Source organism: Ligaoa zhengdingensis (genome assembly GCF_014384885.1).
Lineage (GTDB): Bacteria > Bacillota > Clostridia > Oscillospirales > Ruminococcaceae > Ligaoa > Ligaoa zhengdingensis.
In genome coordinates this window covers 21,794-41,510 of sequence record NZ_JACRST010000019.1, presented here as the reverse complement: position 1 = coordinate 41,510, position 19,717 = coordinate 21,794, and the positions used below count along the sequence as shown (strand labels likewise).

Sequence of the window (19,717 nt, the reverse complement as noted above, 5' to 3'; positions counted from 1 at the left end):
TCGGTGTTCAGCTCATACCGCAGCCCGTCTATCGCCGCTTGCAGCTCGTCGCTCGCCGTCTGCACTTCCTCTGCGGTCGCGTCTTTGTCCTCCATCACGCGGTTCGCTTCCTCCAGCGCCGCCTCCAGCGCTGCCCAGCTCGCCGCGGTGTACGCGCCTTCCTCGTACTGGCCCGCCGCTTCGATTAGATCTTTCAACGCCGTTTTGTCAACTGCGGGTTCGGTGATCTGCGCGTCGTCCAGCGCCTTGCCTGCGGCTTTGAGGGAATCCAGCGCAGCTTGCATGGCGGGCTCGCTCCCCGCGTCCAGTGCATCCTGCGCCGCTTCAATCGCCTCGCGGTAGGCGGCGACCGCCTCGGCCGGGTATTCGCCCACCTGGTCGCCCACCGGAACCGAATCGGCCTTTTGCACAGCGGCTTCGATCCACGTGGGCAGCGAGAGGTAGCTGCTCAGCCGGTCGGCCTCGACCTGCTGGGCGTCGAGCGCGCGGGCGAACACCTTGAAGTCGTCCACGCTGCCGTTGGTGTAGGGGTCGGGCCAGACGCCCGCGCCGCCCAGGCGGATGAACGAACCGTCCTTCATAATCTCCTGCAGGCGGTAGGTTGCGCGGCTCACCACGGCTGCGCCGTCCTGATAGAGGGTGACGGTGTCCCCGGTTTGAACCAGCGCCAGATGGGTCCAGCGGTGGATGGGTACAGCCTGGCTGGAATCGGCCTTGGCCTCGCCCCTGCCGTCGGCGTTGATGCCGTAGCGCAGCACGTTGGTGACCCACACCGCGAAGTCGTTTTTGTCGCGGCCCACGGTGAGGATGGTCTGGTTGTTCTCATTGGAGCTGAGGTTGACCCACATTGAGAGGGAAACCTCCTCCCCCGTCAGGTCGGCGATCGCGCCGGTGGGCACGTCCAGATACTGGGTGCCGCCGCCGAGGCGGAGCGCGCCGTCCGCGACCGATGCGCCGTTTTTGAGCGAACCGCGGTAGGCGTCGCTCACCTGGTTTTCCACCGCGGAATCGGTGGCCTGGTTGAAATCGTAGTGCAGCACCGCGCCCAACTCATCCTGTGCCACCTCGCGCACATTGACGGCAAAGGTGGCGCGCTGTCCGCCGTAGATCACGGTGACGAGCTGCCCGTCGCCCGCTTGCGTCGGGAAGCCCTCGATACGCACGCCGCTTTCGGTGAGGGGGATGGTCTTGTCTCGGGAGGAATCCTCATAGTGCACGGTGATCGAACCGCCCGCGAGGTCGAGCTTCTGCCCCAGGACATAGTCCAGCTTGGCGGGCGGCGTCAGGGTGATCGAGGCCGGGGCGACCACCGACACGGTGAACGGGGCGGTGAAGCCGCTGTAGCCCGCGGTGACAGTCAGTTCAGAGACAGCGGCCGAGTTGTCGAACCCGGAGATGGATACCGCTTCGTCCGCCAGCGGCAACCTCCCGGAGCGGCCATCGGCGTAATGCACCACCAGATAGCCGCCGTCGAGCGAAAGAGGCTCGCCCAGGTCGTAAACCAGCTTGGCGGGCGGCGCGACCTCCACCGAGGTCACCGACGCCGCGGGGGAGCTGTCCACAACCACAGTCGCGGTCAAATTTTGCGGCGCGCTCGCAGGGTTTACCGTGTCGGGCAGGGAGAGCGCGCCCGCAAAGGTGTAGCTGCCCTGTGCAGCGGGGTCATAATCGCTGCTGCTCCAGGTCACGGGGAAGTCGTACCAGCCGCCGTCGTCCAGTTGGACCGGCAGAGTGGCGGGCAGCAGGGGCATCAGCAGGCCGAGCGGTGTGCCGCTGCCGACAGAGACCACCCCCTCAGGCTCACGCACATCCAACACCTGATATTGCAGGCCGGTCACGCCGTGCGCCGCGACCAGCGCGTCCAACTCGCTTTGGGTCACGGGGAGGACGGTGACATGGTTGATGCGGCTGTTGACCTTGTAGTTGGGGGTGCCGTAGGCCCAGTGGGTCACCCAGTTGGCCTCCGGGCCGGTGAGCGCCGGGGAGACCGCATAGGCGAGGTCGGGCGAGCCCGACAGCGGGTCGAAATACATATACCACAGGTTGTTGTCGTTGAAGTTGCGGAAGGTGGTCGCGCCCTCGATGTCGTTGCCCTGCATGTCGGTGATGAGCGCGCCCGGCTGATAGGTGAAGGAGTTCTCGCCCAACTCGGTGGCGACCGCGCCCTCAAACATCTTTTTAACGCTGCCTTCGCCGGGTGTTGCGCGGTAATCGTTCTTGAAGGTCATAAAATAGGTGCCGTTTTCCTTGACGATATTCGCGTCGATCATCTGGTTGTGTGGGTCGTCCAGCAGGATAAACGGGTCGGACAGGGTCTCGTTGGTGAAATCCTCCGTCCAGTTGGCCATCATCGGGGCGTGCACGCCGCCGTTGGAGTGGGTGTCCGACCAATAGATCAGGTATTTGCCCACCACGGGGTCGTAGATCGCCTCGGGCGCCCAGGCCGAACCGCCCCCCGGAGGGCTGCCGGCCTCGTCGTTGCAGACGCTGAAATTGTATTTTTCGCGGTTGATTGCCCACTGCTCATCGGTGACGCCCTGGATGCGGAGCAGGCGCTCGTTGGTAAAGGTGATGAGGTCGTTGGTATCCCACGCATAGATTTCGGGGTTATCCCACCCTTGTGTGGCCACAATGCCGAAGGTGCCGTCCTTGCGGCGGAAGATGTTGGGGTCGCGCAGGCGGCGGGTGCCGATCTCGGCCTTCACCACCGGTTCGCCGCCCTTGAGGGGAATCCAGTTGACGCCGTCGTAGCTGTAGCCCAGGCGGATGCCGCCGGTATCGTTGCTGGAATCGAAATAGCTCATCAAAAAGCCGGTGAACCTATCCTTGAGGATGAGGTTTTCATACAGGAAGGATTCGCTTTGCCCGTCCAGTTCCACAGTGGCGCGCAGCACGACCGGTTCGTTTTCGGCGGCTCCGTCCGCCTTATGTACCAGGTTGTCCGCGTCGATCTCCGCGCGGCCCGAGGCGACCTCCCACCGGATAACCGCGCCGTTGGGGCCGCTTTGCGGCAGCGTGGTCTGGCCGTTGTTCAGGATGAAGTCAAGCGAGCGGCGGGCGTAACTGAGGTCGGTCCCGAACGGGTCGAGCTCGAGCGCCTTGACTGTGACGATGAACAGCTTGATCTTGCTGTAAGCCCCCTTGGTGAGGGTCGCAGTCAGGGTGACAGTGCGGTCGGACGCCTTGCGGGAAACAACGCCGCCGTCGGTAATCACGTCGGGCGAGTTCGATTTCCAGGAGATGGCGACCCCGTTTTCCCAGGAAAGGGGCAGGGCGAGGTCGGCGGTGACATTCGCCAGGTCGCCCTCGATGGTGAGAGCCGCGGCCGCGGCCTCCACGTCGCGCAGGTCGGGCGGGTTTTTATCGGCGCCGGCCTGCGCTGCGATCTCTTCGGCGCTCAGCGCCCCGGCCCAGATCTGAAAGTCGTCGATCCGGCCGTTGACCGGGGTGTCGTCCCAGACGTCCGCGGTGCCCAGGTGGATGTACGCGCCGCCCTGCGCCAGCAGGCTGGACAGGCGCACCCCCAGGCTGGAGGAGGAGGCGATCTCCGCGCCGTCCTTATAGAGGCGGCCGTTCGCACCGTCCTGCACGAACGCCACGTGCGACCACTTGCCCTCCTCGGGGTAGGGCGCGGCCTCAATGTTGTCCTCCGCGCCGCCGTTTTCCTTCATGGCGAAGCGCAGATGGTTGAAGACGTTCTTCACCACAAAGATGGCGTAGTTGGCCTGGTTTTGGCCCATCGTCATCAGGGTGGTGTCGTGGCCGATGCTGTCCAGCTTGACCCACATCGAAATGGTCATGCTGTCGCCCGATTTGAGCGCGTCGGGGATCTCCACGTCCAGATAGGACCCCTTCGCGCCGTCCAGCACGAGCGCGCCGTCCTCCACTTTGGCCGCGCCGCGCAGGGCCGCCCCCGTCAGCTCGTCCGACTCAAAGTCGAAGGAGACGGCTGGGCCGTCCTCCCTGGGCTGGGTCCCCGCCGGAAGCGCCAGGGCCGGGGTGAACCAGGTGGCAGCGCACACCGCCGCCGCCAGGAGGCAGGAAGACAGCCGTTTCCAATTGTTGGTTGTTCTGTGCATCAAATCAATTTCTCCTTCCTTTGCAATTTTTCATTGCTGGTGCCTTTATTATCTCATATTTTCCATGGAAAATCTATACAATAATCGCACAATCGCTTAGGAGCTTCCAACAAAAAGGCCGCGCCGGAAAAGAAAAGAAATTTCTCTTCCGGCGCGGCCGCAGGCGGCAGGCGTGGGGCCCGGTCACTGCTGTATCAGATGTTCAGCAACCTGTTTGAGTTCCCCCAGGGTACAGATTTCCGCGCCCGAATCGAGGATCTTGTTTTTGACGTCGATCGGGAGCGATTCAAAATAGTCCCGCAGGTCGGGGTTATTTTCGTAAAAGGTCATACGGATTCCTCCGTTCTGGCGGAATTAATCGTCGCCCGCCAGCAGATTTTCGGCGTAGTTTTCCAGCTGCGCGCAGGTCTGGACGTTGTCCGCGCGCTGCTGGATCATCCCCTGCACGTAGTCGGGCAGGGACATAAAATATTCCTTGGCGCTCATGTCGGCGCTCAGCAGCTCGCCGAGGCCGCCGGGATAGCGCTGCTCTTTTTTGGACATCTTAAAAACACCTCTTATTGGTTGTTTTGTGAAAGCAGATGCTCCGCACACTGGCGCAGCTCCTCGAGGTTGTCCACTTCGGGGTTGCACATCATGATATTTTCCTGAACAAAGGGCGGCAGCGATTGAAAGTATTGCTGCATGGCCTCGTCCTGATAGGGATTGATCGGGCAGGACATGGTTATCACCTCCCGCTGTTAGTGTTTGCGCTGCGCGCGCCGAAAATTCATGGGAAAGCGCGGGACACTAGCGAAGCGGCAGGAAAAGCTGGTACGGCTCGAGCCCAAAATGCCCGGCGAGGCGCAGCGCAACCCCGGCGCTCAGGTGTTTGGGCAGCTCGCCCGCCTCGATGCGGCGCAGGGACGCGGGCGAGACGCCCATGATGCGGGCCATCTCGCTTTTGGTGAGCCCGTGCTGTTCGCGCAAAATTTTGACATTACCACAGAAGACGGCAATTTCGTCGCTGATAGCCATAGATGACACCTCCCAGCCGATTATAGCAGGAGTTTAATGGGAAGTTTGGTTTTTAAACCTGATCGGGTGTAAAAAAATTGGGCGCACCGTTGAGAGCGATTTTTCTTGGGGTTTTCCGCTGGGCAAACCGCTGAAAAGATAATGGAAAAGGCCTGCCCCCTGCAAGGGGGCAGGCCTTTTTCACCGCTGGCCGCGCTTCAAAACGGCTGGCAGACCACGTCCCACAGGTGCTCAGGCACTGGGAAGCTGCGCACCTGGCGGAAAGATTCCAATTTGATTTCCCCGTCGTAATCCTTCACGCTGAAGGTCAGGCGGCAGACCGCGATGGTCACCTTCTGCCCGATGTAGGGGTACAGCTCAAAGTCGATCAGGTAGCGCGAGCACTCGCCGGGCGAATGGCGCAGGTTCACCAGCTTCATACACCAGCACATCAGCTGGGGCTTCACCGTCAGGAAGTCGCGGTAATAGCGGCAGACCTCCTCGCGGGCGCGGGGCAGAAAGATGGCGCGCAGGGTATCCTCGCAGAGCCGGTTGGCATGATGCATCGGTTCTCACCTCCGCTACAGCTTATGCGGCTGCGGCCGGTTATGTCCGGGCGAGGCGGATGCTCTGCGCGATCGCCTGGAGCTGCTCCTCGGTGACTGCGCCCTCGGCAAACTGGATGGCTACATACGCACCCAACCCGGTATCATACGAGAGGATGCCCGGCACCTCCAGCGTGGGGCTTTCGGCGGCGGACAGGCCGTCCTCCTGAAGCACCATGTAGACGGTGGCCAGGGCGGTTTCGGCGGTCGGGCTGCTCACAACCGGGGTGTACTCCTGCCAGCTGTAGAGGCTGCCCAGGCGCAGCTCGGGGTAGACGGTCTTGTAGTATTCCTCCTGTGGGATTTCATCCTCGTAGGGTTCAAAGATGTTGTAGCAAATGGCGCCGATGTATGCGTCGCCGTCCACGATGTTGAGCGGCGTGTAGCCGGGCAGGAAGGGAAACGGGGTGGACGGGGCCCCGTCCGCGGGCTGTTGGATCGTCCAGCCGTCGGGCAGCTTGACCGAGAGGTGGAACGGCTCGGTCTCGTAGATCGACGCATTGTATTCGTCTTTGCCGTCCTGATAGGCGGGGAAAGCGACAGTCCAGTACCCCGCCTCACCCCGGCCGGGGTTCACCGCCAGCCCGATGCACACCGCCGCAACCGCAGCCAGCGCGGCCAGGCTCACCCAGAGGGCAGGCCTGCGGTAGTGCAGCACATGCTGGATGCGCCGCCTGGTGTCTCCCTCGCCGAAAGCGAGCGGCGCGGCGGCGACGCGCCTGTGTCCGGTCGCAAGGCGCAGCAGCAGGGCGGAATAGTCCGCGCGTGCGCCGTCCCCCATCCGCCGCATCACGCTTTCATCGCAGGAAAGCTCCATGTCCTTACAGCAGAGCAGGAACGCCGCCCACACCAGGGGGTTGAACCAGTGGACGCAGAGGGTGAGGAAGGCGACCGGTTTGACGATGTGGTCCAGCCGCCGGATGTGGGCCTGCTCATGCAGCAGGATGTACCGCTGTTCCTGCTCGGTAAGGCTGGACGGCAGGTAGATTTTGGGGCGCAACAGCCCCAGGACAAACGGTGTGGGGATGTGATCGGCGAGGTAGATGCGCTCGCCCACCTCCACCGCGCCCACCAGGCGCCGGCGCAGCCGCAGCAGGGACACGGCGCTGTAGAGCAGCAGGCAGGCGATGCCCGTAATCCACACGGCCTCGGCCGCCAAAGACCAGATTTGCAGGGGGTTGACGCTGGTCACAGGGGAGGCCGGTGCGGGCAGGATGGGGTTGATCGCGCTGTCGAGAAGATCCACACCCGTGTCTATCCGCGGCGCGGGCGAATAGAGCAGCTCGGCGCTCACCGGCGCGGGGTTGATGCGCAGCAGGCTCAGCGCGCTCTCGAACGAGAAGGGGCAGACCAGCCGGAACAGCACCACGCTCCACAGCGCGTAGGAGCAGACGGCTGGCGCCCGCTTGAGCAGCAGCCGGGCGAGCAGCACAAACAGGATGACAAAGCTCGCGGTGAAGCTCATATTGAGCACCTGGAAAAAGATGTTGTCTAGCATGACGATCCCCCCCTGTGTTGGTCGATCAGGCGCTGCAGCTCCTCGATCTCCGCGTCCGAGAGCTTTTCGAGCGCGGTGAACGCGGCCAGAAATTGCGGCAGCGAGCCGCCGAAGTGCTCCTCGACGAAGCGCTCGCTCTGCACCGCCTGGAACTCGGCCTTGGACAGCAGCGCGGACACCACACCGCCTTGGTTTTGAAAGATGCCGCGCTCGCACAGCCGCCGCAGCATGGTGTAAGTGGTGGATTTCTTCCACTTAAATTCGGCCGCGCACAGCTTCACCAGCTCGCCCGACGAAACCGGCGCGTGCGCCCAGATCAGGTCGGCGAACCTGGTCTCCATGGCGCCCAGTTGATAATCCTGCATTTTCATCGCTCCTTTTGGTTTAACGGCGTTAGACCACACCGTTAGTTTAACGCTGTTAAACCAAAATGTCAAGCAGAATTTCCCACTCAAATTGGCAAAAGCGATACACATGCGGGCCGTGCCACAAAAGGCGGCACATAGCCAAAAGGGGCGGACAGATTTTTCCTGTCCGCCCCTTGGCGCGCGGGGTCAGCCCGCGCCGCCGCCGCTGATGCACTCGATCTGGCCGTAGTCCGACCCGACCGCCAGATAGCTGCGGGATTCGCCGCTCCAACAGTAGCACCGCCTGTCCGCGAGGTCGATGTAGAGCGCGTTTTCGCTGCCCGCCGCTGGAAAGCTGGCCCGGTCGGGGTAGGGCAGCACGGGGGAGCCGCCGCCCGCGCCGAGGGTGGCCAGCAGCGCGCCGAACTGCGCCTCGGTGCCGGTGTAGCCGTAGGCGCGCGCCGCCTCCCAGGCCGACTGGCCGCGCGGGCCGGTGCCGGTGATCTCCACAGTCACCTCCGCGCCGCCCGCCTCGAGCGCCACCGTCAGCTCGCCGCTCGCGCCGGATGCGGTGTTCTGGCCGCCCTCCAGGGTGATCTCGGCCCTCAGCGTGAAGCTGGAGGACGGCACCAGCGTCAGGACGCGCCCGTCCGCGCGGGTGAGTTGGATGTCGTAGCAGTAGCGCAGGAAATCCAGCCCTGAGGTGTCGCCCGGGGCGAGCTCGATCACCGCCTCGCCGCCGCTGCCGAACGCGCGCACCTCCTTTTGCAGCAGGGGCAGGCTGTCGGCCGGGCTCTCCTTCACGGTGAAATAGACCGCGTCGCCCGCCTCGAAGGGCACCGGCCCGCCGGCGTTTTTCATCCGCACGGTGATGCTCTCGCTGTCCCCGCGGATCATGGATAGGTTGCTGCCTGTGATCTTCATGGTTTCGGTCACTCCTTTCTCCGTAAGGCCCCGCTGGGGCGCAAGCTGCGCGGCATGGCGCAAAAACTACACACCTTGCAATTGCGCCGGGTTTCGTATATAATAAAACCAGTTGGTAAGACGGGGGCAAACATTTGTTCTACACCGCATCCCCCGCGGAAAGGATGGGAAAAGCACATGGCCATCGACAAACAAAAGGCGCTGGAAACCGCGCTCAGTCAGATAGAAAAGCAGTTCGGCAAGGGCGCCGTGATGAAGCTGGGGCAGAACTCCACCCTCAACGTGGAGGCGATCTCCACCGGCTCGATCTCGCTCGACCTGGCGCTGGGCATCGGCGGCGTGCCGCGCGGGCGCATCGTCGAAATCTTCGGGCCGGAATCGTCCGGTAAGACCACCGTGGCGCTGCACATCATCGCCGAGGCGCAGAAGAACGGCGGCGAGGCCGCGTTCATCGATGTGGAGCACGCGCTCGACCCCACCTACGCCCAGGCGCTGGGGGTCAACATCGATTCGCTGCTGGTGTCCCAGCCGGATACCGGCGAGCAGGCGCTGGAGATCGCCGAGGCCCTGGTGCGCTCGGGTGCGATCGACGCGATTGTGATCGACTCGGTGGCGGCCATGGTCACCCGCGCGGAGATCGAGGGCGAGATGGGCGACACCCACGTGGGCTTACAGGCCCGCCTGATGAGCCAGGCGATGCGCAAGCTCACCGGCGTCATCTCCAAGGCCAACTGCGTGGCGGTGTTCATCAACCAGCTGCGCGAAAAGGTCGGCGTGATGTACGGCAACCCCGAGACCACGCCGGGCGGCCGCGCGCTCAAGTTCTATTCGTCCGTGCGTCTCGACGTGCGCCGGGTGGAGCAGCTCAAGAGCGGCACCGAGGTGGTGGGCAACCGCACCCGCGTCAAGGTGGTGAAAAACAAGGTGGCCCCGCCCTTCCGCGAGGCCGAGTTCGATATCATGTACGGCACGGGTATCTCCAAGGTGGGGGAAATCCTCGACCTGGCCACCCGACTGGACATCATTAACAAGAGCGGCGCGTGGTTCAGCTACGGCGAGACCCGCCTGGGCCAGGGCCGCGACAATGTAAAGATTTATTTGCAGGAGCACCCCGAGTTCCTGGCCGACCTGGATCAACAAATCCGTGCGCGGGCCGACGAGCTGGTGATGGTGCGCGGCGGCAAGGCTGCGCCCAAAAAGGCTGCTGCTGCCCCGGCGGCCGCTGCGCCCGCCCCTGCGGCGCCCAAGGTGAACCTCGACGTCGAGGTGGATGACGGCGAATGATGCTGATTACGGCGCTGGAAAAGCAAAAGGGCGGCTGGGCCGTGTTTGTGGAGGGGGAATACGCCCTCATGCTGGATGCGGAGACGTTTGTGCGCGCCAAGCTGCGCGCGGGGGAGGAGATCACCCCGGCGCGGCTGGATGAGCTCAAATACCAAAGCGACCTGCGGCGCACCCGCGAGCGGGCGCTCTACCTGCTGGAAACCCGCGCCCACAGCCGCAAGGAGCTCTTCGACAAGCTGGTGAAAACCGGCGGCGAGGCGGCGGCCGGGGAGGTCACCGCCCGCATGGAGGAGTTAGGGCTTCTCGACGACGCGGACTACGCGGCGCGCCTGGCCCGGCAGCTCACCGAGCGCAAGGGCTACGGCGAGGTGCGGGTACGCCAGGAGCTGGCGCGCCGCGGCATCGACCGGGAGCTTATCGAGGACGCGATGGCCGGGGTGGCTGAGACCGCCGACGTGGACGCGGCGCTGGATGCGCTGATCGCGCGCAGATACGCCCGCTGCTTGGGGGATGAGAAGGGCCGCAGCCGCGCGGTCGGCGGGCTGCTGCGCATGGGCTACCGCCAGGCGGACATCCGCCGGGCGATCGGCCGCGCGCTGGACGCGCTGGAGGCCGAGGGCGAATAAATAGAAATTTTTTGGAGTGGAACTATGTCAATTAAAGTGGGAATGGTGTCGCTGGGCTGCACCAAAAATCAGGTGGACGCCGAGCTGATGCTCGCGCTCATCACCAAACAGGGCTATGAGCTGTGCGCGGATGCGCGCCGCTGCGACGTGGTCATCATCAACACCTGCGGCTTCATCGAGGACGCCAAGCGCGAATCGATCGAGACCATCCTGGAGTTTGCGCAGCTCAAGGGGCGCGGCAGGGTCAAGGCGGTGGTGGTGACCGGGTGCCTCGCCGAGCGCTACCAGATGGAGGTGGCGCGCGAGCTACCCGAGGCGGACGTGGTGCTGGGCATCGGGTCCAACAGCCACATCGCGGCCGCGATCGAGCGCGCGCTGCACGGCGAAAAGGTCTACGAATTCGGGGCCAAAGAGGATGTGCCCCTGAGCGGCGAGCGGGTGCTCACCACCCCGCCCTACACCGCCTACCTCAAGGTGGCGGAGGGGTGCGACAACCGCTGCACCTACTGCGCCATCCCGCTGATCCGCGGCGGGTTCCGCAGCCGCCCGATGGACGAGGTGCTGGAGGAGGCGCAGCGGCTGGCCGCGTCCGGGGTGCGCGAGCTCAACGTGATCGCGCAGGACACCACCCGCTACGGCAAAGACCTGTACGGCCGCCTCGCGCTGCCCGAGCTGCTCGACCGCCTGTGCGAGATCGAGGGCCTGCGCTGGATTCGCATTTTGTACGGCTACCCCGACACCATCACCGACGAGCTGCTGGAGGTGATCGCCCGGCAGCCCAAGATCTGCAAGTATCTGGATATCCCGCTGCAACACGCCAGCGGCAACATCTTAAAGCGGATGAACCGCCGGTTCGACCGGCAGTCGCTCACGGCGCTGATGGCGCACATCCGCGCGCGGGTGCCGGGTATTACCCTGCGCACCACCCTCATCACCGGGTTCCCCGGCGAGAGCGAGGCGGATTTCGCCGAGCTGTGCGAGTTTGTCAAGGAGGTGCGGTTCGACCGGCTGGGGTGCTTCGCCTATTCTGCGGAGGACGGCACCCCCGCGGCCGAGTTCCCCGACCAGATCGACGAGGAGCTCAAGCGCCACCGCGCCGACCTGGTGATGGAGCTGCAAATGGGCATCGCGGCCGGGCTGGCGCACAAAAAGATCGGGCGCTCGCTCGAGACGCTGGTGGAGGGCTTTGACGAGGAGAGCGGCCGCTATGTGGGCCGCACCGCGGCGGACGCGCCGGATATCGACGGCCGGGTGTACTTCGACAGCGAGCGGGAGTGCACGCCGGGCGAATTTGTGACGGTGTTGGTGGAGAACGCGGAGGATTACGACCTGCTGGGCCGCCTGGAGGAGGGAGAACGGTGAACCTACCCAACAAGCTGACGGTGCTGCGCATGGCGCTGGTGCCGGTGTTCCTGATCTTTATACTGTCGCCCGGCATCCCCCATGGCTACCTGTGGGCGTTCATCGTGTTTGTGGCCGCGTCGCTCACCGACCTGCTGGACGGCCGCATCGCCCGCAAGCGCGGGCTGGTGACCGACTTCGGCAAGCTGATGGACCCGCTGGCCGACAAGGTGCTGGTGATGTCCGCCATGTTGTGCTTTGTCGAGAAGGGCTGGGCCCCGGCGGTGGCGGTCATCCTGATTTTGGCGCGCGAATTTCTTGTCACCTCACTGCGGCTGATCGCCGCGGGCGGCGGGGTGGTCATCGCGGCCGATCGATGGGGCAAGTACAAGACCGTCTGCCAGATGGTGTGGGTGATCTACACCATCGGCGCGCAGTGGTACCTCGGCGCGTTTGTCAGCCCCGCCGACCAGGGCGCCTGGGTGACCATCACCCTGGCGGCCGACCTGCTGATGTGGCTGTCGGTGATTCTGACGGTCATCTCCGGCGTAAACTATCTTTGGAAAAACCGCGCCTGCATCCGCACCAAGTGACGCACGGCGTTTGGCTTTTGACTTTGGAATCGGAGGATTTTGATTTATGAAAGTATACAACACCCTGACCCGCCAGAAGGAGGAGCTCGTGCCCATCACGCCCGGCGAAATTAAGATGTACGCCTGTGGCCCCACTGTGTACAACTTCATCCACATCGGCAACGCGCGGCCCATCTGCGTGTTCGATGTGCTGCGCCGCTACCTGGAATACCGCGGCTACAAGGTGACGTTCGTGCAGAACTTCACCGATATCGACGACAAGCTCATCAAAAAGGCCAACGAGGAGGGCGTCACCGTGGCCGAGGTGGCCGCGCGCTACATCAAGGAGTATCAGACCGACGCCGAGGGGCTGGGGGTCCGCCCGGCCACTGTGCACCCCAAGGCCACCGAAAATGTGGATGAGATCATCCGCATTGTGAAGGAGCTGGAGGACAAGGGCTACGCCTACGCAGTGAACGGGGATGTGTACTTCCGCACCCGTAAGGACGAGGGCTACGGCAAGCTGTCCCACCAGCCGCTGGAGGATCTCGAGTCGGGCGCGCGCATCGACGTGAGCGACCAGAAGGAGGACCCGCTGGACTTCGTGCTGTGGAAGGCCGCCAAGCCCGGCGAGCCCGCGTGGCAGTCCCCGTGGGGCATGGGGCGGCCGGGCTGGCACATCGAGTGCACCGCCATGATTCAGAAGTATCTGGGCGAGACCATCGACATCCACTGCGGCGGGCAGGACCTGATCTTCCCCCACCACGAAAACGAGATCGCGCAGGCCGAGTGCTGCACCGGTCACGACTACGTGCACTACTGGATGCACAACGGCTATATCAATGTGGATAACCGCAAGATGAGCAAGAGCCTGGGCAACTTTTTCACCACCCGCGAGGTGGCCGAAAAGTTTGGCTACGAGCCCATCAAGTTTATGATGCTGCAGGCGCACTACCGCAGCCCGATCAACTACAGCCTCGAGGTGATCGAACAGTGCAAGGCGGCGCTCGCGCGGCTGCACACCTGCCGCAACAACCTCGACTTTGCGCTGAAGAGCGCGGCTGACGCACCCGCCGAAGGGGACGACGCGCTGACTGCGGCGCTGGAAGGCCGCCGCAAGCAGTTCATCGCCGCCATGGACGACGACCTGAACACCGCGGACGGCATTGCCGCGCTGTTCGACCTGGCGCGGGATATCAACACCGCGCTGGCCGCCCCGCGCGGCAAGGGGTATCTCACGGCGGCGGCCGCGCTGTTCGACGAGCTGACCGGCGTGCTGGGCCTGCTGTACAACCGCGGCGGGCAGAGCATCGACGCGGAGATCGAGGCGCTCATCGAGCAGCGCCAGGCGGCCCGGGCCGCCAAGAATTGGGCCGAGGCCGACCGCATCCGCGACGAGCTCAAGGCGCGCGGCGTGGTGCTTGAGGACACCCCGCAGGGCGTCAAGTGGTCGATTCAGAAGTAAGCGATAAATAAGGAAAAGCGCCCGGAAGGCACAGCCTTCCGGGCGCTTTTCCGCTATTTTCTTGCGCGCCAGTGCTCGCAGGTCTGGTAAGGTTCGCGGACTTTCATACGCGGATAGATGCAATGCCCATAGGACAGCGCGCTGAAGCGATTCGGCCCGCCCCACTGGATATAGTGCTGCACATAATAGTGGCAGGTGCCGCAGCAAAGCCCCTCGACGATTTCATATTTTCGTTTGCGCATTAAGATCACCTCAGAAATATTTTAACGGATATTACGTTAAAAATCAATACCGGTATATCCGTTATGAGATAATAACTTTGGGTGATAGTGATGTATGAACGAATCAAAAATCTCAGAGTGGATTTTGACTATACTCAGAAAAAGATTGCCGACAAACTTTGTGTTGCGCAGACGACTTATTCTGATTATGAGCATGGCAAACTGAATATCCCTATTCCGGTTTTAATTAGGCTGGCGCTCATTTATGATACCAGCATCGATTATTTGCTGGAATTGACGGATGATCCGCAGCCCTACACGCGGGGAAAGAGATACCATAAGCAAAAGATTTGACGAAAAAAGAAAATATTTGCAGAAACACCTTGAAAAAATGGCCTTTACCGTCTATAATAGAGACAGTTGTGCGTCAGGGGCGGATTGTCAGGCCGGCTGGCGCATAACAGAAAAAGCGACGCAACGGCGCGTACGCACAGGGAAATTGTGCGGGCGCGCCGCTTTTTATGGGAGTGTGATTCAACATGACAATCGAACCAATCGCGCAGCGCATCCGAGCCCAGCTCGCCGAGCTGCGCGCCTTCACCGCCACGCCGGGCAGCGGCGTCACCCGCTTCCCCTTCACACCCGAGGCCCGCGCGGCCAGCGAATACATCGAAGCCCGCATGGAGGAAATCGGCCTCGCCGTGCGCATGGACAACTCCGGCTCGGTCATCGGCCGGCTGGAGGGCCAGGTGCCCGACACCGTCATGATCGGCTCGCACCTCGATTCGGTGCGGTTCGGCGGCGCATACGACGGCATCGCGGGCGTGGTGTGCGGCATCGAGGCGGTGCGCCAGCTCATCGAAGGCGGCGGGCAGCCGTACTACTCCATCGAGGTGATCGCCACCAACGACGAGGAGGGCTCGCGCTTCAAATCCGGCCTGTTCACCGGCAAGGTGCTGGACGCGCAGCTCACGGTGGACGACATCCGCCGCTACAAGGACGAGGATGGCGTGAGCGTCTACGACGCGATGAAGGCATACGGCCTCGACCCGGATGCGATCGCCGCCAACAAGCGCACCGACATCAAGGCGTTCTTGGAGGTCCACATCGAGCAGGGCCCGATTTTGGAGGCCGAACAGAAGGACATCGGCATCGTGGATATCATCGTGGGCATCAAGCGCGCGCTGGTCACGGTGCACGGCCGCGCCGACCACGTGGGCACCATGCCCATGAACATGCGCATGGACGCGGTGGAGGCGGCCTCCAAGGTGATCGCCGGGATCGGCGACCGCGCGCGGCAGTTCCCGCAGGCGGTTGCCACGGTGGGCAGCCTCAATGTGGAGCCCAACATCGTCAACATCGTGCCCAGCCAGGTCTCCTACACGGTGGATTTCCGGGGCGCGACCCGCGATGTGATCGAGGCGCAGTACCAGGGAATGCTGGATGACCTGCGCGCCGTCACCGGGCGGTTCCACATGACCTTCGATGTGGAGGAGACCCTCTGGGTCGATCCGGTGGAGCTGAGCGGCGACTTCCGGCGCTACATCGAAGAGAGCTGCACAAAACACGGATATTCCAACATGCATATCCTCAGCGGGGCGGGGCACGACGCGCAGGTGTTTGGCGCGCGGATGCCCGCCGCGATGATCTTTGTCCCCAGCATCGGCGGGCGCAGCCACTGCCCGGAGGAGAACACCGACGAGCGCACGCTCGCCCAGGCGTCCGTGGCGGCGTGCGACACCCTGCGCCAAATCTGCGAGGAGAAAAAGCTGTGAAGCTGACGGTGCTGGCCGATAACAACACCTATATCGACCGTTATTATCTGGGCGAGCCGGCGGTGTCCTATTTCATCGAGGACGAGGGCGCCCTGCTGCTGTTCGACCTCGGCTATTCCGACGTGTACGTCAAAAACGCCTGCAAGCTGGGCATCGACCTCACCGGGGTGGACGCGGTGGTGCTCTCCCACGGGCACGACGACCACACCGGCGGGCTCGCGGCGTTTCCCCCGGTCGGGCGCCCGGTGAAGCTCTATGCGCACCCGCGCGTGTTCGAGGAGAAGCGGTCGGGCCAGCTCGCCATCTGCTCCCCCCTGCGGGAGGAGGCCGCGTCCGAGCGGTTCGACCTGTGCCTTTCGCGCGCGCCGGTGGCGGTGAGCCCCAACCTCACCTTTCTGGGGGAGATCGAGCGCACCAACGGCTTTGAAAACCAGGCCCCCATCGGGGAGTGCCGGTGCGGCTGCGGTTGGCGGCCGGACTACCTGCTGGACGATTCCGCGCTGGTGTATCGGGGGGCCGAGGGCATCTCGATCATCACCGGCTGTTCCCACGCGGGCATCTGCAACATCATCGAATACGCCAAAAGGGTGACGGGCGAGCGGCGGGTGCGCGGGGTGATCGGTGGGTTCCACCTGTTCGACGAACACTCCGAGCAGCTCGAGCGCACCGTAGAATACCTAAAGCGCGAGCGCATCCCCATGCTCTACCCCTGCCACTGCACATCCTTCGCCGCGCGTGCGGCCATCCACCGGGAAATTCCGGTGCAGGAAGTCGGCGTTGGGCTCACCCTGACGTGGTGACCCCGAAAGATAAACTTTTTGAGGAGGAATTAAGACAATGAGTACCCAAGCAACCGCACCCGCCAAGGACAAGGTCTGCTGGAAGGAGTACAAGCTCCACATCGCGGTCCTGGTCATCATCCTGTTGGCCGAGCTGGTCATCCGCAAACAGACCCTCACCTTTAGCAACGATCTGTACGGCAGCCTGTCGATCGGCTTCCAGCCGTTCGTCTTTGCCATGCTGCTGGGCCTGATCGCCTATCTCGCCAAGCCCATCAAATGGGTGAAAGAGGAGGAGTCGGAAGCGGCGTCCGGCACCATGCTCATCTTCATCGGCCCATTGCTGGCCAAGCTCGCCGTCGCCAGCGGCTATTCGATCAATGAGATTCTGGCGGTTGGCCCGGCCATGCTGCTGCAGGAGTTCGGCAACATCGGCACCATGATCATCGCCCTGCCCGTCGCCCTGCTGCTCGGCTTCAAGCGCGAGGCGGTCGGCATGACCCACTCGATCGGCCGCGAGCAGAACATGGGCCTCATCATCGACCGCTACGGCTTCGATTCCAACGAGACCCGCGGCGTGCTCATGATCTACATCATCGGCACCGTCATCGGTTCGGTCGTCATCGGCCCGCTCACCGGCATCCTGGCGAATGTGCTGCCCATCAGCCCCCTCGCCTACGCGATGGCCACCGGCGTTGGCAGCGCGGGCATGACCGCCGCGTCGCTGAGCACCCTCATCGATATGTTCCCGCAGTTTGAAACCCAGATGTCCGCCTATTCCAGCATGAGCAACCTGCTCACCCAGGTGGACGGCATCTACATGTCCATCCTGATCGGCCTGCCGCTGTGCAACCTGCTGTATAAGGTGCTGGAGCCCACGCTGGGCCGCATCACCAAGACCGGACGGAGAAACGCGGAGCTTGCCAAGGCGGAAGCGGAAAAAGCGAAGGAGGCGGAGTAATCATGGCGAAACTCGCGGTAAAAAAGGAACATCTGAAGATGAGCTCAGTGTTGGATTGGCTGCTCATGCTGTTGATCTTCGGCGTGCTCACCCTCATCATCAACACCTTCAGCTATAAAAATTCGATCGTGGAATCGATTCCGGGGATGCTCATCCTCATCGGCATCACCTTTGTCGGGCTGCTGCTGGCCAAGCTGATCCCCCTGAAGATCCCCGCGATCATCTACATCAGCGTGATCGCCCTGGTGATCTCGCTGCCCGTGTTCGGGCCGGTGTCCGAATTTGTGTACACCAGCACCAACAAGATCAGCACCCTCGGTCTGTGCACCGTCATCCTCGCTTATTCGGGCGTGGCGATCGGCAAGAGCTGGGCTGAGTTCAAAAAGATGGGCTGGCGCGGCATCGTGGTGACCCTGTGCGTCATCCTCGGCACCTTCCTGGGTTCGGCCTTGGTGGCGCAGCTCGTGCTCAAGATGCAGGGCATCATCTAACGGCGTCCTCGCTGAAGCGACAAATAAAACCCCCGCAGGCCATCGCCTGCGGGGGATTTTTGCGCTTATTTATTCCGCCGGAGCGGCGTATTTAAAGTACACCTGATAGGAAAACGGGGAGAACACCAGCCCCTGCACGTCGGTCGAACAGGCGTAGTGCGAGGTCTCGTAGGCCAGCGGCAGGTAGACGCCCGCCTCCAGCAGGGCCTGCTCCGCACGCTCATACAGCTCGGCCGCCTCCACGATGTCCCCGGCCACCAGCGCAGCGCTCAAGGTGTTGTCGAACGCGCTGCTGGCGTAGCCGGTCTCGTTGCGGGTGGAATAGCCCGCGAACCGGCTGAGAATCGAGTCGGGGTTGCTGCGTTCGGCGGTGTAGGGGACCAGGGCCAACAGGTAATCGCCGCTTCTGACCCGTGCGCTCAGCTCATCCTGGGGCAGGGCCTCCAGGTTGATGAACACCCCCAGACCCTGTTGGAGCTGGCGCTGCAGGATGCTCAACATGGGGGCGAAATCGTATCCGTCGGGGTAGAGGATGGTGGTTTTAGAGAGTTTTTCCACCCCAAGCTCGGCCAACCCCTCGGCCAGCAGCGCCTTGGCCTGGGCCGAATCGCGCGCCGGCCAGACATTGTTTCCGGCGATGTCGCGGTAGGAGCGGTCGAGCAGTTTGACGGCGGGCGGCACGATGCCGCGCGCGGGCGACAGGTTGCCGGTGAGATAGCCCGAGAGCTCCTGCGGGTCGATCGAGAGCAGCAGCGCGCGCCGGATTTTGTCGTTGCCGTAGGTGTTGGTGCGGCAGTTGAACGCCAGCCCCCACACGGTGTTTTCAAAGCTGTAGACGGTCGCGGACCCCTTTTCCTGCAGGGCCTCCGCCTCCTCAAAAGAGATCGGCGCGGCGTCGGTCTTGCCGCTGTAAAACCGCGACAGCACCTTTTGCGCAGCGGTTTTCAGGGTCGCGTCCGGTTTGTCCTCGTCGAAGCGGTCGTCGTACTGAAAGGCGAGATCCACCCCGGCCGCCAGAACCGGCTTGGCGGAGTGGTAGTGCCCGTTGGGCCGCAGCGAGACCTTGCTTTTGGCGTCGTAACTGCGAATAAAGAAGGGGCCATTGAACATCAGATATTCCGGTTCCAGCCCATAGCGCCCCTTGGTGGAGGTGAAAAACGCCTCGTTGCAGGGCATTGCGGCGGCCGAGGCCGTCACCTCAGCGAAGAACGGGTTGGGGGTGTGCAGCCGCACGATCAGGGTGTAGTCGTCCGGCGCGGAGACCCCCAGCCGGGAGGCGGGGACAGCGCCGGACAGGATTTCGGGCGCATTTTGTACGCACAGAAAGTTGGCCGCGCCCGCCGATCCAGTCACCGGATCGACCACCCGGCGGAAGGCGAACACAAAGTCCCGCGCGGTGACGGGGGTCTCGCCGTCGCTCCACATCGCGTCCCGCCGCAGGGTGAAGGTGTAGGTTAGCCCGTCGTCGGACACCTCGTAGTCGGTGGCCACCCCGGGCTCCAGCCCGCCGTTTTCACTCTGGCGCAGGAGGCCCTCAAAGGTGTTCTCCACGATCATCAGCGCCTCCCCGGTGGAGGCGAGCTGGGGGTCGAGCGAACGCGGCGCGGCGGTGAGGTCGTACCGCACCACAATCTGGTCGCCCGAACGCCGGCAGGAAATGAGCGGCAGCGCCACACAGACCGCCAGCAGCAGGGCCAGCCATTTTCGTTGTTTCACCGTTGCGCTCCTTTCCTGTTGTGGTGAGGCCGCGCCG

At 63.3% G+C, this 19,717-nt stretch carries 21 protein-coding genes; 10 read left to right on the top strand and 11 right to left on the bottom strand.

What is annotated here, in order from left to right; genetic code table 11:
* The 9 genes from H8711_RS10920 to H8711_RS10880 form a co-directional block, all read right to left on the bottom strand.
* Window positions 1-4,079 (bottom strand): LamG-like jellyroll fold domain-containing protein (locus tag H8711_RS10920; RefSeq protein ID WP_249283480.1); only part of this gene is annotated, 4,079 nt, incomplete at its 3' end.
* A 183-nt stretch (window positions 4,080-4,262) separates the two neighbouring features.
* Entirely contained in the window at window positions 4,263-4,409 is a 147-nt protein-coding gene (locus H8711_RS10915; protein WP_249283479.1) for a hypothetical protein, read from the bottom strand.
* A gap of 24 nt (window positions 4,410-4,433) precedes the next feature.
* Window positions 4,434-4,622, bottom strand: coding sequence for a hypothetical protein (locus H8711_RS10910; RefSeq protein ID WP_249283478.1), 189 nt, complete (start codon window positions 4,620-4,622; stop codon window positions 4,434-4,436).
* A 14-nt stretch (window positions 4,623-4,636) separates the two neighbouring features.
* Window positions 4,637-4,801: a hypothetical protein gene (locus tag H8711_RS10905; RefSeq protein WP_249283477.1), complete on the bottom strand. Its 165-nt coding sequence runs from the start codon at window positions 4,799-4,801 to the stop codon at window positions 4,637-4,639.
* A gap of 67 nt (window positions 4,802-4,868) precedes the next feature.
* Window positions 4,869-5,096: a helix-turn-helix transcriptional regulator gene (locus tag H8711_RS10900; RefSeq protein WP_249283476.1), complete on the bottom strand. Its 228-nt coding sequence runs from the start codon at window positions 5,094-5,096 to the stop codon at window positions 4,869-4,871.
* A gap of 197 nt (window positions 5,097-5,293) precedes the next feature.
* The gene (locus H8711_RS10895) at window positions 5,294-5,641 is read right to left on the bottom strand and encodes a DUF3888 domain-containing protein (protein ID WP_249283475.1); all 348 of its coding nucleotides are present in this window, start codon (window positions 5,639-5,641) and stop codon (window positions 5,294-5,296) included.
* A 40-nt stretch (window positions 5,642-5,681) separates the two neighbouring features.
* Window positions 5,682-7,178 (bottom strand): M56 family metallopeptidase, encoded by a 1,497-nt coding sequence (locus H8711_RS10890; RefSeq protein ID WP_249283474.1) that lies wholly within the window; start codon window positions 7,176-7,178, stop codon window positions 5,682-5,684.
* Window positions 7,172-7,543: a BlaI/MecI/CopY family transcriptional regulator gene (locus H8711_RS10885; protein WP_249283473.1), complete on the bottom strand. Its 372-nt coding sequence runs from the start codon at window positions 7,541-7,543 to the stop codon at window positions 7,172-7,174. The genes H8711_RS10890 and H8711_RS10885 overlap by 7 nt, the downstream gene beginning before the upstream one ends.
* A gap of 189 nt (window positions 7,544-7,732) precedes the next feature.
* Window positions 7,733-8,449 carry a hypothetical protein gene (locus tag H8711_RS10880; RefSeq protein ID WP_249283472.1) on the bottom strand — a complete coding sequence of 239 codons (717 nt, stop codon included), beginning with the start codon at window positions 8,447-8,449 and terminating at the stop codon, window positions 7,733-7,735.
* A 177-nt stretch (window positions 8,450-8,626) separates the two neighbouring features.
* Between H8711_RS10880 and recA the strand changes: the two genes are divergently transcribed.
* From recA to cysS, 5 genes are read left to right on the top strand one after another with little or no spacing between them, the layout of a single operon-like run.
* Window positions 8,627-9,733, top strand: coding sequence for a recombinase RecA (recA, locus tag H8711_RS10875; RefSeq protein WP_249283471.1), 1,107 nt, complete (start codon window positions 8,627-8,629; stop codon window positions 9,731-9,733).
* Window positions 9,730-10,359 (top strand): regulatory protein RecX, encoded by a 630-nt coding sequence (locus H8711_RS10870; RefSeq protein WP_249283470.1) that lies wholly within the window; start codon window positions 9,730-9,732, stop codon window positions 10,357-10,359. Before recA ends, H8711_RS10870 begins: the two co-directional genes overlap by 4 nt.
* A gap of 24 nt (window positions 10,360-10,383) precedes the next feature.
* Window positions 10,384-11,721, top strand: coding sequence for a 30S ribosomal protein S12 methylthiotransferase RimO (rimO, locus tag H8711_RS10865; RefSeq protein WP_249283469.1), 1,338 nt, complete (start codon window positions 10,384-10,386; stop codon window positions 11,719-11,721).
* Window positions 11,718-12,293 carry a CDP-diacylglycerol--glycerol-3-phosphate 3-phosphatidyltransferase gene (pgsA, locus tag H8711_RS10860; protein ID WP_249283468.1) on the top strand — a complete coding sequence of 192 codons (576 nt, stop codon included), beginning with the start codon at window positions 11,718-11,720 and terminating at the stop codon, window positions 12,291-12,293. Before rimO ends, pgsA begins: the two co-directional genes overlap by 4 nt.
* 46 nt (window positions 12,294-12,339) lie before the next feature.
* Window positions 12,340-13,737: a cysteine--tRNA ligase gene (cysS, locus tag H8711_RS10855; RefSeq protein WP_249283467.1), complete on the top strand. Its 1,398-nt coding sequence runs from the start codon at window positions 12,340-12,342 to the stop codon at window positions 13,735-13,737.
* A 53-nt stretch (window positions 13,738-13,790) separates the two neighbouring features.
* On the opposite strand, the gene H8711_RS10850 is transcribed toward cysS, so the two are convergent.
* A complete protein-coding gene (locus tag H8711_RS10850; protein ID WP_249283466.1) occupies window positions 13,791-13,979 on the bottom strand; it encodes a hypothetical protein in 189 nt (62 codons plus the stop codon).
* Window positions 13,980-14,069: 90 nt separating this feature from the next.
* Between H8711_RS10850 and H8711_RS10845 the strand changes: the two genes are divergently transcribed.
* From H8711_RS10845 to H8711_RS10825, 5 genes are all read left to right on the top strand, one after another.
* Entirely contained in the window at window positions 14,070-14,312 is a 243-nt protein-coding gene (locus tag H8711_RS10845) for a helix-turn-helix domain-containing protein (RefSeq protein WP_249283465.1), read from the top strand.
* Window positions 14,313-14,497: 185 nt separating this feature from the next.
* Entirely contained in the window at window positions 14,498-15,733 is a 1,236-nt protein-coding gene (locus H8711_RS10840) for a Zn-dependent hydrolase (RefSeq protein WP_249283464.1), read from the top strand.
* Complete coding sequence (locus H8711_RS10835; protein WP_249283463.1) at window positions 15,730-16,533, top strand: MBL fold metallo-hydrolase; 804 nt, start codon at window positions 15,730-15,732, stop codon at window positions 16,531-16,533. Before H8711_RS10840 ends, H8711_RS10835 begins: the two co-directional genes overlap by 4 nt.
* 37 nt (window positions 16,534-16,570) lie before the next feature.
* Complete coding sequence (locus tag H8711_RS10830) at window positions 16,571-17,473, top strand: DUF3100 domain-containing protein (RefSeq protein ID WP_249283462.1); 903 nt, start codon at window positions 16,571-16,573, stop codon at window positions 17,471-17,473.
* A 2-nt stretch (window positions 17,474-17,475) separates the two neighbouring features.
* Window positions 17,476-17,964 (top strand): hypothetical protein, encoded by a 489-nt coding sequence (locus tag H8711_RS10825; protein WP_249283461.1) that lies wholly within the window; start codon window positions 17,476-17,478, stop codon window positions 17,962-17,964.
* 69 nt (window positions 17,965-18,033) lie between these two features.
* Here H8711_RS10825 and H8711_RS10820 read toward each other — a convergent pair whose 3' ends face one another.
* Window positions 18,034-19,680, bottom strand: coding sequence for an ABC transporter substrate-binding protein (locus tag H8711_RS10820; RefSeq protein ID WP_249283460.1), 1,647 nt, complete (start codon window positions 19,678-19,680; stop codon window positions 18,034-18,036).
* Window positions 19,681-19,717: the final 37 nt, after the last annotated feature.

Excerpts from the sequence above, each read along its gene's own strand:
- H8711_RS10885 (WP_249283473.1), bottom strand. The coding sequence starts at position 7,543 with ATGCAGGATTATCAACTGGGCGCCATGGAGACCAGGTTCGCCGACCTG.
- H8711_RS10910 (WP_249283478.1), bottom strand. The coding sequence starts at position 4,622 with ATGTCCAAAAAAGAGCAGCGCTATCCCGGCGGCCTCGGCGAGCTGCTG.
- H8711_RS10845 (WP_249283465.1), top strand. The coding sequence starts at position 14,070 with ATGTATGAACGAATCAAAAATCTCAGAGTGGATTTTGACTATACTCAG.
- H8711_RS10895 (WP_249283475.1), bottom strand. The coding sequence starts at position 5,641 with ATGCATCATGCCAACCGGCTCTGCGAGGATACCCTGCGCGCCATCTTT.
- H8711_RS10900 (WP_249283476.1), bottom strand. The coding sequence starts at position 5,096 with ATGGCTATCAGCGACGAAATTGCCGTCTTCTGTGGTAATGTCAAAATT.
- cysS (WP_249283467.1), top strand. The coding sequence starts at position 12,340 with ATGAAAGTATACAACACCCTGACCCGCCAGAAGGAGGAGCTCGTGCCC.
- rimO (WP_249283469.1), top strand. The coding sequence starts at position 10,384 with ATGTCAATTAAAGTGGGAATGGTGTCGCTGGGCTGCACCAAAAATCAG.
- H8711_RS10880 (WP_249283472.1), bottom strand. The coding sequence starts at position 8,449 with ATGAAGATCACAGGCAGCAACCTATCCATGATCCGCGGGGACAGCGAG.
- H8711_RS10905 (WP_249283477.1), bottom strand. The coding sequence starts at position 4,801 with ATGTCCTGCCCGATCAATCCCTATCAGGACGAGGCCATGCAGCAATAC.
- H8711_RS10915 (WP_249283479.1), bottom strand. The coding sequence starts at position 4,409 with ATGACCTTTTACGAAAATAACCCCGACCTGCGGGACTATTTTGAATCG.
- recA (WP_249283471.1), top strand. The coding sequence starts at position 8,627 with ATGGCCATCGACAAACAAAAGGCGCTGGAAACCGCGCTCAGTCAGATA.
- H8711_RS10850 (WP_249283466.1), bottom strand. The coding sequence starts at position 13,979 with ATGCGCAAACGAAAATATGAAATCGTCGAGGGGCTTTGCTGCGGCACC.
- H8711_RS10890 (WP_249283474.1), bottom strand. The coding sequence starts at position 7,178 with ATGCTAGACAACATCTTTTTCCAGGTGCTCAATATGAGCTTCACCGCG.
- H8711_RS10825 (WP_249283461.1), top strand. The coding sequence starts at position 17,476 with ATGGCGAAACTCGCGGTAAAAAAGGAACATCTGAAGATGAGCTCAGTG.
- H8711_RS10840 (WP_249283464.1), top strand. The coding sequence starts at position 14,498 with ATGACAATCGAACCAATCGCGCAGCGCATCCGAGCCCAGCTCGCCGAG.
- H8711_RS10870 (WP_249283470.1), top strand. The coding sequence starts at position 9,730 with ATGATGCTGATTACGGCGCTGGAAAAGCAAAAGGGCGGCTGGGCCGTG.
- H8711_RS10830 (WP_249283462.1), top strand. The coding sequence starts at position 16,571 with ATGAGTACCCAAGCAACCGCACCCGCCAAGGACAAGGTCTGCTGGAAG.